At 30.5% G+C, this 15,577-nt stretch carries 11 protein-coding genes; 10 read left to right on the top strand and 1 reads right to left on the bottom strand.

The features are described 5' to 3' along the window. The first annotated feature begins 69 nt into the window (after nucleotides 1-69). The 10 genes from uvrA (at nucleotide 70) to hisC (ending at nucleotide 14,362) form a co-directional block, all read left to right on the top strand. Entirely contained in the window at nucleotides 70-2,883 is a 2,814-nt protein-coding gene (gene uvrA, locus JG776_RS00760; protein WP_291963945.1) for an excinuclease ABC subunit UvrA, read from the top strand. A gap of 235 nt (nucleotides 2,884-3,118) precedes the next feature. Beyond that, complete coding sequence (locus tag JG776_RS00755) at nucleotides 3,119-5,539, top strand: tetratricopeptide repeat-containing diguanylate cyclase (RefSeq protein WP_291963944.1); 2,421 nt, start codon at nucleotides 3,119-3,121, stop codon at nucleotides 5,537-5,539. Nucleotides 5,540-5,645: 106 nt separating this feature from the next. Continuing rightward, a complete protein-coding gene (locus JG776_RS00750) occupies nucleotides 5,646-6,065 on the top strand; it encodes an FHA domain-containing protein (protein WP_291963943.1) in 420 nt (139 codons plus the stop codon). A 12-nt stretch (nucleotides 6,066-6,077) separates the two neighbouring features. After that, entirely contained in the window at nucleotides 6,078-7,292 is a 1,215-nt protein-coding gene (locus JG776_RS00745; protein ID WP_291963942.1) for an FtsW/RodA/SpoVE family cell cycle protein, read from the top strand. Between the two features lie 2 nt (nucleotides 7,293-7,294). Then, a complete protein-coding gene (locus tag JG776_RS00740; protein WP_291963941.1) occupies nucleotides 7,295-8,719 on the top strand; it encodes a penicillin-binding protein 2 in 1,425 nt (474 codons plus the stop codon). Nucleotides 8,720-8,791: 72 nt separating this feature from the next. Beyond that, a complete protein-coding gene (locus JG776_RS00735; RefSeq protein ID WP_291963940.1) occupies nucleotides 8,792-9,406 on the top strand; it encodes a metal-dependent hydrolase in 615 nt (204 codons plus the stop codon). Nucleotides 9,407-9,417: 11 nt separating this feature from the next. Beyond that, the gene (gene uvrC, locus JG776_RS00730) at nucleotides 9,418-11,268 is read left to right on the top strand and encodes an excinuclease ABC subunit UvrC (protein WP_291963939.1); all 1,851 of its coding nucleotides are present in this window, start codon (nucleotides 9,418-9,420) and stop codon (nucleotides 11,266-11,268) included. Nucleotides 11,269-11,325: 57 nt separating this feature from the next. After that, nucleotides 11,326-12,042, top strand: a complete 717-nt coding sequence (locus tag JG776_RS00725; RefSeq protein WP_291963938.1) for a phosphatase — start codon at nucleotides 11,326-11,328, stop codon at nucleotides 12,040-12,042. 188 nt (nucleotides 12,043-12,230) lie between these two features. Next, nucleotides 12,231-13,145, top strand: a complete 915-nt coding sequence (gene murB / locus JG776_RS00720) for a UDP-N-acetylmuramate dehydrogenase (protein WP_291963937.1) — start codon at nucleotides 12,231-12,233, stop codon at nucleotides 13,143-13,145. Nucleotides 13,146-13,273: 128 nt separating this feature from the next. Next, nucleotides 13,274-14,362: a histidinol-phosphate transaminase gene (gene hisC, locus JG776_RS00715; RefSeq protein ID WP_291963936.1), complete on the top strand. Its 1,089-nt coding sequence runs from the start codon at nucleotides 13,274-13,276 to the stop codon at nucleotides 14,360-14,362. A 12-nt stretch (nucleotides 14,363-14,374) separates the two neighbouring features. On the opposite strand, the gene gltS is transcribed toward hisC, so the two are convergent. Further along, the gene (gene gltS, locus JG776_RS00710) at nucleotides 14,375-15,559 is read right to left on the bottom strand and encodes a sodium/glutamate symporter (RefSeq protein WP_291963935.1); all 1,185 of its coding nucleotides are present in this window, start codon (nucleotides 15,557-15,559) and stop codon (nucleotides 14,375-14,377) included. Nucleotides 15,560-15,577 lie beyond the last annotated feature (18 nt).

Here is a 15,577-nt window from a genome sequence, read left to right as displayed (position 1 = left end):
ATGGTTCTTTTATCACAATTTGTACCTTTATTACGCATAAGTTTTAATATAAGAACAAGAGGTGAAAAGATGGCTGTAGATAAAATTATTATAAAGGGAGCAAGAGAACACAATCTTAAAAATATTGATGTTGAAATACCAAGAAATAAATTTGTTGTTTTGACTGGTCTTTCAGGTTCAGGCAAATCTTCTCTTGCTTTTGATACAATTTATGCAGAGGGACAGAGAAGATATGTTGAATCTCTTTCTGCCTATGCAAGACAGTTTTTGGGTCAGATGAATAAACCAGATGTTGATTATATAGAGGGACTTTCTCCAGCTATATCTATAGATCAAAAGACAACCAGCAAAAATCCGCGTTCAACTGTTGGAACTGTTACAGAAATATATGATTATTTAAGACTTCTATATGCAAGAATAGGTAAGCCTCATTGTCCAAAATGTGGTAGACAAATAACAAAAATGAGTATAGACCAAATAGTAGAAAGGGTTCTTCAAATAGAGGAAAGAACAAAAATACAGGTTTTAGCACCTGTTGTTAGAGGCAGAAAAGGAGAACATTCAAAGCTATTTGAAAAGATAAAGAAGGATGGATTTGTTAGGGTAAGAGTAGATGGAACAGTTTATGATATAAATGAAGAAATAAAGCTGGAAAAGAACAAAAAACATAATATAGAGGTAGTTGTTGATAGAATAGTAATAAAGGAAGGAATTAAATCAAGACTTACAGATTCAATTGAAACTGCTCTGAAACTTTCTGAGGGACTTGTTATAATTGATGTAATAGAAAAAGAAGAGATGCTCTTTAGTGAAAACTTTGCTTGTCCTGATTGTAATATTAGTATAGGAGAGATTACTCCAAGGATGTTTTCCTTCAACAGCCCCTTTGGTAAATGTGACGTGTGTGATGGTTTAGGTTCACTAATGGAGATAAGTCCGCATCTTGTTATAAAGGATATGGAGCTATCAATAAATGAAGGAGCCATAAAGCCTTGGGGTGAACTTAGAGATGATACTTGGACATATTCAATACTTTATGGCCTTTCAAAACATTATGGATTTAGTCTTGATGAACCCCTTAAAAATCTGCCTAAGGATATATTAAATTTACTTCTTTATGGTAATGATGGCGAAAAGTTTATGGTGAGCTTTGAGAGGGAATATGGGAAAGGCGAAATGATGTATAGCTTCGAGGGTATAATTCCAAACCTCCAAAGAAGATATAAGGAAACTAATTCTGAGTATATCAGGAATGAAATAGAGGGGTATATGGAGTTTAAAACTTGTCCAAAGTGTAAAGGAGCAAGACTTAGGGAGGAGAGCTTGTCAGTTACAATAGGTGGACTATCAATTGATAAATTCTGCGATTTATCAATAAAAAAGGAGCTTGAGTTTATAGAAAATTTAAATTTAACAGAGAAGGAGGAAAAGATTGCCCACCAAATTTTAAAGGAGATAAAGGCAAGATTGACCTTCCTGATAAATGTCGGATTAGACTATTTAACTCTATCAAGGGCAGCATCTACATTGTCAGGTGGTGAGTCTCAAAGAATAAGACTGGCAACACAGATAGGCTCAAGTCTGGTCGGAGTTTTATATATACTTGATGAACCAAGCATAGGACTTCATCAAAGGGATAACGATAGACTTCTTGATACTTTAAAACACTTAAGGAATTTAGGCAACACATTAATTGTTGTAGAACACGATGAAGATACTATAAGAGCAGCAGACCATATTATTGATATTGGTCCTGGTGCAGGAACCCACGGAGGAAGAATTGTGGCACAGGGTACACCTGATGAGATTGCAGCAGATGAAAACTCAATAACAGGACAATATCTATCAGGAAGAAGAAGGATTCAAGTTCCAGAAAAAAGAAGAGAACCTAAAGGATATATTGAAGTTATAGGTGCAGCAGAAAATAATCTTAAAAATATAAATGTAAAATTTCCACTTGGTGTTTTTACTTGTGTAACTGGAGTTTCAGGTTCAGGTAAAAGTACGCTAATAAACGAAATTCTCTATAAAGGGGCAGCTAAGAGATTATTAAACATCAAAGATATGCCTGGAAAACATAAGGATATATTAGGGCTTGAACAGATAGATAAAATAATAGATATTGACCAATCTCCAATAGGTAGAACACCACGTTCAAATCCTGCAACGTATACGGGAGTCTTTGATTATATAAGAGAAGTATTTGCTCAAACTCCAGAGGCAAAAATGAGGGGATATAAACCTGGAAGATTTAGTTTTAATGTTAAGGGTGGACGTTGTGAGGCTTGTTCGGGTGATGGTATAATTAAAATTGAAATGCAGTTTTTATCTGATGTCTACATTCCCTGTGAGGTTTGTAAAGGAAAAAGATACAATAGTGAAACGTTAGAGGTTAAATATAAGGGTAAAAATATAGCAGAAGTTCTTGATATGACAGTTGAGGAGGCATTAGAATTCTTTGAAAATATTCCAAGGATAAAAAATAAACTTCAAACACTCTATGATGTTGGGTTATCCTATATTAAACTTGGTCAGCCATCAACACAACTATCAGGTGGAGAGGCACAAAGAATTAAGCTTGCATACGAATTATCAAAAAGAAGTACTGGAAGAACGCTTTATATTTTAGATGAACCAACAACAGGGCTTCATATTGAAGATGTTAGAAGGCTCATTGAAATAATACAGAGATTAACTGATGCAGGCAATACCGTAATTGTAATTGAACATAATTTAGACGTTATAAAATGTGCTGATTATATAATAGACTTAGGTCCAGAGGGTGGAGACTTAGGAGGAACAGTAATAGCAGAGGGAACTCCAGAGGAGATTATAAAAGTTAAAAAGTCCTACACAGGAATGTATTTAAAGAAATATTTATAAAGGGGAAGTTTTTCTTCCTCTTTATATTTGGGAGTGGTTTTTATGAATGCAGTTAAAAGATTTGTTTTAAGAATATTGGCTTTATGAGTGTTTGTTAAAAATCACATTGGTGATGAAATTTATGGATATTTAAGGGAACCCTTTGCTTTAATTAAATATATTGTAAAATCATATATTTAAAAAAATTAAAAAATTTATTATAATTAGGTTAAGGAAGTGATTTGGGGGAAGTGCTATGAGTATTTTAAGTGAAATATATGATTTATCTAAAGAACCTATATTTTTTATATCTCCTAATATTGATATTAAATTTCACATCATAAAACAAAATAGAGATGCTTTAAACATTAGATTTAGAAATTTATTAGAAGATGATATAGATTACGATGAATATCCTATTTTTAATATTGACTATTTGGTTAAACAAATGATTACATACTTAAATAATAGAGAAACTTCTTCTAATTATTTTGACGAAGTAGAAAAAAATATTGAAACATTTGAGGGAAAGTATGTATTTTATATAAATGCTTTTCTATCCTTCTATTATTTTGATACAAATAATTATGAGATGGCTGAACAGTATTTAAAGTATGCTCTAAATTATATAAAAAAGAATGAATGTACAGATTATGAAAGGATGTGCATATATTCTTTAACTGCAAATTTTCTACAAAAGACAAAGGATATATTTATAAGCGGCTCGGAGGCATATTTTTTAAAGGCTCTAAGGCTTGTAAAAGGAGTAGACAAGCTTGCAGAAATTGCTATACTTAATGCTATATCATATCACTACCATAATATTGAAAGAATAGATGATTCTGTAAAATATATTAACAGAGCCCTAAATATTGCAGATGAGATAAACATTCCTGATGTTGTTTTTTCAACATATAAAAATGCTGGTATTATTTATGTCACAAAGGGAAATTTTGAAAGAGCCTCATATTATTTTGAAAAGGCTATAAGATGTATAGAACACATTGAAGATAAGATGGAATATATTAAGTTATTAAACACCTTAGGTTATGGTGAGTTTTTAAAGGGAGATTTTAAATCTTCTCTTGAAACCTTTAAAAGAGCAATAAATATTTTAACAAATCTTAGCAATGTAACGAAGCTTTTAGATGAATCAGTTAAAACCTTTGATAATATAGCCTTGACTTGTAAGTTTTTGGGTGATATAGAGGCTTCAATATATATGCAGGAATTGAGTAAGGATATTCTTGAGAATATTAATTATATTAATAGAGTTAATGAAGTACACAACTTAAGCAAGGTATATACTGACTTAGGAATTGATTATTTGATATATAAAAATGATATAAATAGGGCTGAATATTATTTAAAATTAGCATACAAATATACAGATGAAAATGAGCATTATATTAAAAGAAGTAAAAAGTTACTTTTAGATGCTCTTATAAATTATAATAAATATCAAGATGGACTTGATTTATTCCATAAGACAATTGATTTGTTAATCCAAAAGGGAAGCGATAATTTATATGTACAGATTATTCTTATGGAGTTTTTAACATATTATTATAGTTTATCGATGGATGAATCTAAATTTAATATGGCAAAAAATATTGCAGAAAAGTATTGTTTAGAAAAACAGTTTGAGGCACTTAAAAGAACTATATTAGAAAACTATAGAATAGATGAGTTTAATGTTTTATCAAATCCTCTTAATTTCTTTAGACTGCTTTCATTACAAAGAAAACAAATACTTCTTGAAACAAGAAAGAGTAGGGATTATGAAATTTTTGAAGAACTGTCCTTTAGTATTTCTTCTTGTCAAAATATAGAGGATTTGTTTAAAACAGCTTCAGATGTATTGAACAAGTACTTCCTCTCTAAGTGTTTGTTAGTATTTTCCTATGATACACAGCAGGTTTTAGTTATATATTCAGACAGTGATTTAAAGGAAAAAGGAGTAGGTTTTATAAAGGAATTAGTAGATAATTTTAGAATGGATAGCGGAGTAATAAATTTAAATAACGAATGCACAAAATCCTGTATTGTTTCAAAGATAATGGACGATGAGGGCTTATATTATTTTGTTCTCTGTAATGATTCTAAAAGTGATTGGTATTTTAATTTAGAACAGGTAAAGACCTTTAATCTTCTTGTGAATAATATGTTTTTAAAATATAAAAATATATGTCAACTTGAAACAATAAAACTTAGTGTAGTAACCGATTATATGACAGGTCTTAAGAATGCAGCCTATTACAATAAAAGAATTAAGGAATTGATCCAAAGATATAACAAAAATAATATTGAATTTGGTATGGCACTTATGGACTTAAATAAGTTTAAACAGATAAATGATAAGTTTGGGCACGAGGCAGGAGATAGTGCTATAAAACATTTTGCTAAAATACTTAAAAATGAAATGCAAAATACTGCTGAAATAATACGTTATGGAGGAGATGAGTTTATTCTTCTTTTTGAAGAGGATTATAAAAAGGTTGAAGCTTTAATATACAAGGTTAAATTAGAATTAAAAAATAATCCACTATTTATTGATGATGTAAAAATAATTTTAGATTTTTCCTATGGTATAGAGATGTATGACGGTCAGGGAGAAGCTAATTTATTTAGAAATACAGATTTTAAAATGTATAAAAATAAGAATAAAGTTTCATAAATATTAAAGAAGTAAACAAAAGGAGTATAGCTTTTGTTTACTTTTATTTTTGGTTTAAAAATATAAAATATGGTATAATATTTAAAAAAGAATATGGGGTGTTGATATGGTAAGATATGTTTCAACAGCATTAAAATTTATTATAATAGCAATTATCTATGTAATTATATTTAGAATAATAAGACTTATGTATATAGATTTAAAAAGAAAAGGGAGATTAAAGGAGGATATGGATTTAGCTCTTGAAGTTCTTGATGCTCCAGAGGATATAAATATTTCAAGGGGCAGTGTTTATCCTATAAGGGATAGCATTACAATTGGAAGAAAAGAAGATAATTCAATTGTAATAGAAGATGCGTATGTTTCTAACTATCACGCAAAAATTATATTAGAGGATGATATGTACATAAAGGATTTAGATAGTACAAATGGTACGTATGTAAATGGTAATAGGATTGTTAGGCTGACTAAAATATCTGAAGGAGATTTAATTGAAATAGGCAGAATTACATTTAAGGTAATATAGAGGTGTAATATTATGGAACTTGAAAAAAAGGTGCTACATAGCATTTATTTTGTAACCTTCTTTTTATTTTTTAATTTATGTTTTATTACAGAAAAAATAGATTTAGTTCCGCTAATTTTTTGTTTGTCATCAATAATTTTAATTGCATATTCAAGTTTTATTATAAGAAAATTTTATCCAAGAGGAGATAAATTTTTATTTTTAATTTCAGTATTGCTATGTCAAATAGGAATTGTAATGATATATAGACTCGATATAAAAACAAAAAACTTTGAAATTCCACGCTATGCTTTAAAGCAGATGACTTGGTTCACTATAGGTATTACAATTTTTATGATTATACTATTTATTGCTCCTAAAATGATAAGAATCTCAAGGTATAAGTATATATATATATTTATTGCACTTTCACTTCTTATGTCAACTCTATTTATTGGAAAGGAAATAAAAGGTTCAAAAAACTGGATTGTAATAGGGACCTTTAGTTTTCAGCCTTCGGAAATAGCTAAATTTTTCATTATTTTATATTTAGCTTCAGCACTTTCAAAACAGATAAATAAAAGAGATATAATAGAGACTGTTATTTTTATCTTCTTGGCAATAGGATTTTTGGTTTTAGAGAAGGATTTGGGTGCTGCACTTATTTTCTTTGGTATTTATCTTGTAATGTTATATATAGCAACCTCTAAAGCCAAATATGTGGGATTAGGCCTTTTAGCCTTCAGTTTAGGTGGACTTTTAAGTTATTTCATATTTAATCACGTTAGAATTAGGGTACAAATATGGTTAAATCCTTGGAAATATAAACTGGACAAAGGTTATCAGATTTGTCAATCCCTATTTGCTATAGCATCTGGTGGTCTATTTGGTCGAGGCCTTGGTCTTGGTTATCCTTATCTAATTCCTCTTGCAATAAATGACTTTATATTTTCTGCAATTGCTGAGGAATTTGGATTAATTGGTGCCTCTGCTCTAATAATTCTATATTTTTTGCTTGTGTATAGAGGTCTTAGAACTGCAATTTATTCAAAGGATAATTTCTCACAACTTGTAGCGGTAGGTATTTCAAGTATGATGGCCTTTCAGGTTTTTGTAGTAATTGGTGGGGTAACAAAAATGATACCTATGACGGGGATAACATTACCCTTTGTAAGTTATGGTGGAAGTTCTATGCTATTAAACTTTTTATCTTTAGGTGTTCTATATAAAATTTCTGAAGGGAGATAAAAATGAAGGATAGGGAAGAAAATATTAAAAAAGTTATTGTCTTCTTTGTTTTATGCTTTTTATCAATAATAACTTACTTAATATATTTTAATTTATATACTGCAGATAAAATTAAATATGATAGTTCTAATAAAAGAGTAATAGAAGAAGAAAAAAATACAATAAGGGGTATGATATTAGATAGATATGGTGAAATTTTAGCAGAAACGGATAAGAAGGGTGAAAGAAAATATCCCTTTGGAAGTTCTTTTGGAAATGTGACAGGGTATATAAGTTATAAATTTGGCAAAGCTGGTGTTGAGGCATTTTATAATAACATTCTACTTGGAAGAGAACAGTTTTTAGGAGATTTTGTTGATGTTTTTGGTAGCCTTAGACAATCAGTTTTAGGTCAAAAGAAAAAAGGAGATAATGTAGTTTTAACAATAGACTCAAAACTTCAAAATAAAATATATAATAGTTTTAGAAATGATAAGGGAGCAGCAGTGTGTATTAACCCAAAAACTGGAGAAATATTAGCTATGGTTTCAAAACCATCAATAAATCCAAATAAAATAGATGAAAACTTTAATGAATATTCTAATGACAATATTGGTAAACCTTTTTTAAATAGAGCAATTCAGGAATATTATCCTCCTGGCTCTGTATTTAAAATCGTTACTACAGCAGCGGCTCTTGAAAATATAGAAGGCATAGATAGTTATATAAATAATTGTAACGGCATTTTAAAAGTTGGAGACAAGATTATAAAGGATTATAGGGAAGAAAAACACGGAAAAGTAGATATTAAAAATGCCTTTAAGGTGTCCTGTAATAATACATTTGCTAAATTAGGATTAAAACTTGGTTATGATGTATTAAAGAATGAAGCAGAGAAATTCCTATTTAATAAAGAAATTTATATTAAGGATGATTTTGCAAAGATAAAGATAAAACCTGCGTTATATGAATTTAATGAAAGGGATGAGTTTTCGGTAGGTATAAGTGCAATAGGACAGCACGAGGTTAAGGCAAACCCAATGACTATGGCACTTATGACGTGTGCAGTAGCAAATGAGGGTAAAATAATGCAACCATATATTTTAGATTCAATTGTTAATTATAAAGGTAATTTAAAGTATAAAACAAAACCTGAAAAATTGGCAGATGCAATTGATTTAAAAACTGCAGAAACAATTAAGAATTATATGATTTTAACAGTAAAAGAGGGTACTGCAAAAAAAGCAAGAAACAGTATACCAATAGCAGCAAAAACAGGTACTGCTGAAAATGCAATTGGTAAGGAGGCACATTCTTGGTTTGTTGCATTTGCACCAGCAAACAATCCACAAATTGTTATAGCGGTTGTAGTTGAAAATGCAGGTGCTGGTTCTGGTAGGGCATTAGACATAGCAAAGGAGGCTATATCACATTATTTAAACAGATAACAAAACACTTGTTCGCTTGCTTCTTTTGTAATATACTATTATTGAGATTATGTAAACAGAAGGAGCAAACAAATGACTGGCAAAACGCACTTAGGTATTGGAGTTATGTTTACTGTTATATTATCAGAATACTTTAAATTATCCTTAACAACAGGTGCTTTAGTTGCTTGTGCGTTAGCTTCACTTTTGCCTGATATTGACCATCCAAAGAGTTTCATAAATCAGTATATACTTCCTTTTAAAAATAAATTAACAAAGACGACATTTTATATTACTTTAGGAGTTGTTATATATCTAATAAATTCGTTTTACTTTAATTATACCTATTTTAAAATACTCTCTTTTTTTAGTGTCCTTATTGGGTTGTCTACACATAGGAATGGCCTTACGCATAGTTTATTTGGTTTTATTTGTTTTGTTTCTTTATTTGGATATGCTGCAATTTTATATGGATTTAGGGAATGTATAATTCCATTTTCATTAGGATATATAATGCATCTAATTGCAGATATGTTTACGAGTAAGGGTATACCAATAATGTATCCTTTTAAAAAAAAGAAGTTTAAAATGCCCTTCACATTTAAAGTTGGTTCTTGGCTTGGCAATATAATTGAATCGGCTATAATATTAACCTTTTTAGTTTATGTTGCTTGGAGATTACCTATCATTATAACTAACTATAAGTAGGAGCTGATTTAATGTTTGAAGAAAGGTTAAAAAATTTGCCTGAACAACCAGGTGTTTATATTATGAAAAATGAACTTGGTGAAATTATTTATGTTGGTAAGGCAATAAATCTAAAAAATAGAGTCAGACAGTATTTTAAAGGCAGCAATCATCCACCTAAGGTAAGAGTAATGGTTTCAAACATTTCAGATTTTGAATACATTATAACTAATTCAGAACTTGAGGCTCTTATTTTAGAGTGTAATTTAATTAAAAAATATAAACCAAAATATAACATTCTTCTTAAAGATGACAAACAATATCCCTTTATAAAGGTTACTCTTAATGAGGAATATCCACGAGTTTTTATAACAAGAAAATATGAGAAGGATGGTTCAAAATATTTTGGGCCTTTTACTGATGTTTCGGCAGTAAAGGAAACTATAAATTTAATTAGGAAACTATTTAAATTAAGAACCTGCAGAAAAAGTTTAAAGTATGGTGTTGAAGTAGATAGACCTTGCTTGAACTACCATATAAATAGATGTTTAGCACCCTGTACGGGAAAGATTGATGTTATAGAGTACAGGCAGATAGTTGAAGAAGTTATTAAACTTCTTCAGGGTAAATATGATGAGCTAATTAAAATTTTAGAAGAAAAGATGTATGATGAATCCAGTAAGTTAAATTTTGAAAAGGCTGCAGAATACAGAGATCAAATAAATTCTATTAAGAAGATACAAGAGAAGCAAAGAATTATATCCAGCAATTTAGAGGATGAGGATGTTATTGCCTATGCTAAAGATGATGATGGTATGTCCTTTGAAGTATTTTTTATTAGAAATGGTAAGTTGCTTGGAAGAGAAAATTTTTATTTTGAAGATGTAAATGAAGATGCTGTGTCTCAATTTATAGTTCAGTTTTATGAGGAGAGAGAGTTTATACCTAAGGAGATACTTTTATCTAATGAAATACCAGAGGTAAATATAATTGAATCGTATTTAACAAGCAAGAGGGGAAGTAAAGTTACTGTTAAAGTTCCAAAAAGAGGAGAAAAAAGTGAAATTATCGAGCTTGCTAAAAAGAATGCCTATGAGGCACTTAGAAATATAAGAAATAAAATACAGGAGGAAAAATTAAAGACAGAATTTGTTTTATATGAACTTAAAAGATTACTTAATTTGGATATACTACCCAAGAGAATTGAAGCCTATGATATCTCTAATATACAGGGGACAGATAGTGTAGGTGGGATGGTGGTTTTTGAAAATGGAAAGCCAAATAAAAAGCAGTACAGGAGATTTAAGATAAAAACAGTAATTGGTGCAGATGATTTTAATAGTATGGCTGAAATAGTTGAGAGAAGGTTTAAAAGAGGATTAGAAGAAGTTAAAAATCTTTTAGATGAAGAAAAGTTATTAGATGAGGGAAAGTTTTCAATCTTTCCAGATCTAATACTGCTTGATGGGGGAGAACTGCAAGTAAAGGCTGTTAAAAGAGTTTTTGAGGAAATGGGATTAGTAATACCTATATGTGGAATGGTAAAGGATGATAAACATAAAACAAAGGCACTCTTTTATGAAGGTAGAGAGATAGTTTTAGATAGACACTCGTATTTATATAGATTTATTTCTGCAGTTCAAGAGGAAGTGCATAGATTTGCAATAAGTTATCATAGGGGATTAAAAGCTAAAAATACCATATCATCTATTTTAGATGATATACCTGAAATAGGTAAAAAGAGAAAAATGGCACTTTTAAAGCATTTTAATAGTATAGAGGAAATAAAAAAAGCAAGCATAGATGAACTTTTGGAAGTAGATGGAATGAATGAAAAGGCCGCGTTATCTATTTATAATTATTTTAAAAATAATAATCTTTAACAAAACTTAACAATAATGTATAATGATTAATGAAATAAATTCTTAGGAGTGATATAAATGAAGATACTTGTTGATACACATACCCATACTATAGCAAGTGGCCACGCTTATAGTACTTTATTAGAAAATTGTTTAGAGGCAAGTAAGAAGGGAATAAAGCTTATTGCATTAACTGATCACGGACCAGCAATGCCAGGAGGCCCTCACATTTTCTATTTTGGTAACCTTAAGGCAATTCCAAGTGAAATAAATGGAGTTGAGGTTTTAAAGGGTGTTGAAGCAAATATTATAGATTATGACGGTAGATTAGATTTAGATGAAGAGAGATTGTCAAGACTGGATATAGTTGTAGCCAGTCTACACGATGTTTGTATTACGCCAGGGAGTAAAAAGGACAATACAAGGGCTATTATAGGTGCAATTAAAAGTGGAATAGTTGATATAATTGCACATCCAGGAAATCCAGCCTTTGAGATTGATAAAAAAGAAGTTTTAAAGGCAGCAAAGGATTACAATGTTTTAATAGAAATTAATAATAGTTCGCTTGGAATATCAAGACCAGGGAGCTATCAAAACTGTAGTGAAATAGCAAGGATGGCTGTTGATATGGGAAACCTACTTACATTAGGTAGTGATGCACATATATGTTATCATATAGGTGAGTTTAAAGAGGCTTTAAATATGTTAAAGGAGTGTGGAGTAACCGAAGAGAATATAATAAGCACCGATGTTGAGAGATTAAAAAGATTTCTTAAACTTAGAAGAAATAAATAGTTAAATAATTAGCCCTGTGAAGGATTTAATGATTTTAATCCATTCATAGGGCTATAATTTTAAATATATAGTAAGTAAAAAGTTGACATATAACTTATAATAGAAGCATTAATTTGTAACATTATTCTTGATTTCTGCATTAATTATATATATACTTAAAATTGCTTAAAAAATTAAAAGGAGTTGAAATGATGAATATAGATGAACTTAAAATAGAAGTAAAATCCTTTTTTGATGAAAGTGAAATAAAATTTAATGAACCTATGAAGAATCATACTTCCTTTAAAGTTGGTGGACCCTGTGATATTATGATAATTCCAAACTCAAAAGAAAAGCTAATAAAGGCTTTAGAGCTTATAAAAAAATACAATATTCCTTATTTTATAATAGGTAAAGGAAGTAATTTAATAGTAAAAGATGGTGGTTTTAGAGGAGTTATTCTAAAATTGACTGGACTTGATTATATTATAGTAAAGGATAATAAAATTATTGCAGGAGGGGGTGCTTCTCTCTCAAATACTGCAAGGGAAGCCCTGCTAAATTCTCTAAAGGGGATGGAATTTGCCTCTGGAATTCCAGGTACGGTTGGAGGTGCCGTTGCTATGAATGCAGGGGCATACGGAGGCGAAATAAAGGATATTATCGATTGGGCAGAATGTGTAAATGATAATTTAGAATTAATAAAATTAACAAAGGAAGATTTAAATTTATCATATAGGCATAGCAGGGTTCAAGAGGAAAACCTTGTGGTAGTTGAGGCTTGTTTTAATCTTGAAAAGGGTAATTATGATGAGATTAAGAGCAATATGGAGGAACTAAATAGACGTAGAATAGAAAAACAGCCTTTAAATTACCCAAGTGCAGGAAGTACATTTAAAAGACCAACTGGATATTTTGCAGGTAAACTTATTGAAGATTCAGGACTTAAGGGATATAGATGTGGTGGTGCGATGGTATCAGAAAAGCACGCAGGTTTTGTAATAAATTATGAGAATGCAACAGCAAAAGATGTTTTAGAAGTTATAAAACACGTTCAAGATGTTGTATATGAAAAGTTTGGAGTAAAGCTTGAGACAGAAGTTAAAATAATAGGCGAGGATTAATCCTTGCCTATTATTTTAACTTATACATAAATAAAATTCAAAATATTCAATAATTATAGTTGAGTAGAGGCTAAAAATTAGTTATTATAATAGTAGGCAAGCTTATTTTTATTAAGGAGGGGGTAACATTGAAGGTAAGAGAGGCTATTAAAGGGGTAAGGCCTTATCAAGCTGGTAAACCGATAAGTGAAGTAAAAAGGCAGTTAGGATTAGTAGACATAATAAAACTTGCTTCTAATGAAAATCCATATGGTTGTTCAGAAAAAGTAAAAAAAGCAATGTACAGTGCAGTTGATTCAATCAATTTATATCCAGATGCATCAAACTATGAGTTAAAAAAAGCTCTTGCTGAACATATTGGGGTTAAACCATCAATGATATTTTGTGGCACAGGTTCTGACCTATTAATAAGGGTTTTATGCAGTGTTTTTATTGATAAAGATGATGAAATTATAATGGGAGATATATCATTTCAAAGATATGAGGATTCTGCTAAAATAATGGGTGGAAAAGTAATAAAGGTTAAAATGAAGGATTATAGATTAGATGTTGAGGCAATGGTAAATGCAATAACAGATAAAACAAAAATTATATGGTTTGCTACTCCCAATAATCCTATTGGTACTATTGTTAAAAGAAATGAATTATTGTGGGCATTAGAAAATATACCAGATGATATTATTGTTGTAATTGATGAAGCGTATCGTGAATATGTAAATGACAAAGACTATCCTGAAACAGTACCACTTCTTGATAAATATAAAAATATTGTAATTTTAAGAACTTTTTCAAAGGCATACGGTCTTGCGGGTTTAAGATTAGGTTATGGAATTGCAAGCGAAGAAATTACTCAATATATGAATTCAGTTATAGGTCCCTTTGATACAAATTTAATTGCACAGGAGGCAGGTATAGCAGCTTTACAGGATAAGGAATTTTTAAAATTTGTTGTTGAAAAAAACGAAGAGGGAAGGCAATATTATTATAAGGAATTTAATAGATTAGGGTTAAAGTTTATAGAAAGCCAAGCAAATTTTGTTATGGTTGATACAGGTAAAGATGATATGGAGGTATTTAATAAACTTTTAAGAAAAGGTGTAATTGTAAGACCTGGTTCTTTGTTTGATATGCCGGGGTGGCTTAGAGTTACAGTTGGGACAATGGAACAGTGTCAAAGATTTGTTAAATCACTTGAAGAAATAATAAGGGGCGAATAATCGCCCCTTAAATTATTTTATAAAGTTTGCAAATGTTGTAATAATTATTGAGTTTGTAAAGTCTATTAGGAATGCACCAACTATTGGTATTACGAAGAATGCCTTTGGAGCAGGACCAAATTTTTCAGAAATGGCAGTCATATTTGCCATAGCATTTGGAGTTGCTCCCATACCAAACCCGCAAGAACCTGCTGCCATTACAGCTGCATCATAATCTTTACCATTGAATCTAAATATGATGAAATATGCAAACAGAGCCATAAGTAGTGCTTGCACAATTAGTATTGCAAGCATTGGACCTGCAACTTCTTTAAGTTCCCAAAGTTTAAGTCCTATTAGAGCCATAGATAGGAATACGTTTAATCCTATTGAGCCTAATATATCGGCACATTTTTGGTTTATATGATATTTTCCTGTTGATTCTCCAATATTTAAAATTATTGCTGCTATAATCATTGCATTTATGTAGGATGGTAGAGTGATGTTTTTACTCTTAAACCATAATTCAAGTACAGCACCAAGTGACATTGAAATTATAATTACTGCAAATGTTTTAAACATTTCTTCATAATTTACAACATCAGTTGTAATAGCTACTTCATCTAAGTAGTCTGAAGCATGGGATTTTAGATTGTTTTTAACTATAAGTTTTCTGCCTATTGGACCACCAATTAAGCTTCCTATAATAAGTCCAAATGTAGCGGCTGCCATTGCAGCAGTCACAGCACCATTAAATCCATAGGATTTTTCAAATAGTTCTCCAAATGCTGCACCTGTACCGTGTCCTCCTATCATTGTTACTGAACCAGCTATAAGTCCAAGCAATGGGTTAGCTCCAACAGCCTTTGCTACAAGTACTCCTAATGTATCTTGTAGAAGCACAAGAACCACAGTACATAGGAAGAATACCAATACAGCAAGCCCACCTTTTTTAAGAAGCTTTAAGCTGGCAGTAAGACCGATTGTTGTAAAGAATACAAGCATAAATGGTTTTTGAAGAGTAGTGTCAAGAGTGAGTTTTAGGATTCCATTTTCTCTTAGGATTAAATTTACTATTGCAAATAGTAATCCACCAACAACTGGTGCAGGTATACAGAACTTTTCAAGTACTTTTACCTTTGAGCGTATATACACACCCAAGTAGTAAACTACTACGGCAAGTCCGACCGTTTGAATCATGTCGAGTTTTAGTTCCATAATAATCCCCCTCATGCA

Source organism: Caloramator sp. (assembly GCF_020054765.1).
Taxonomy (GTDB): domain Bacteria; phylum Bacillota; class Clostridia; order Clostridiales; family Caloramatoraceae; genus Thermobrachium; species Thermobrachium proteoclasticum.
Note: the sequence above shows the minus strand (reverse complement) of the source record. Positions and strands in the feature narration are given on the sequence as shown.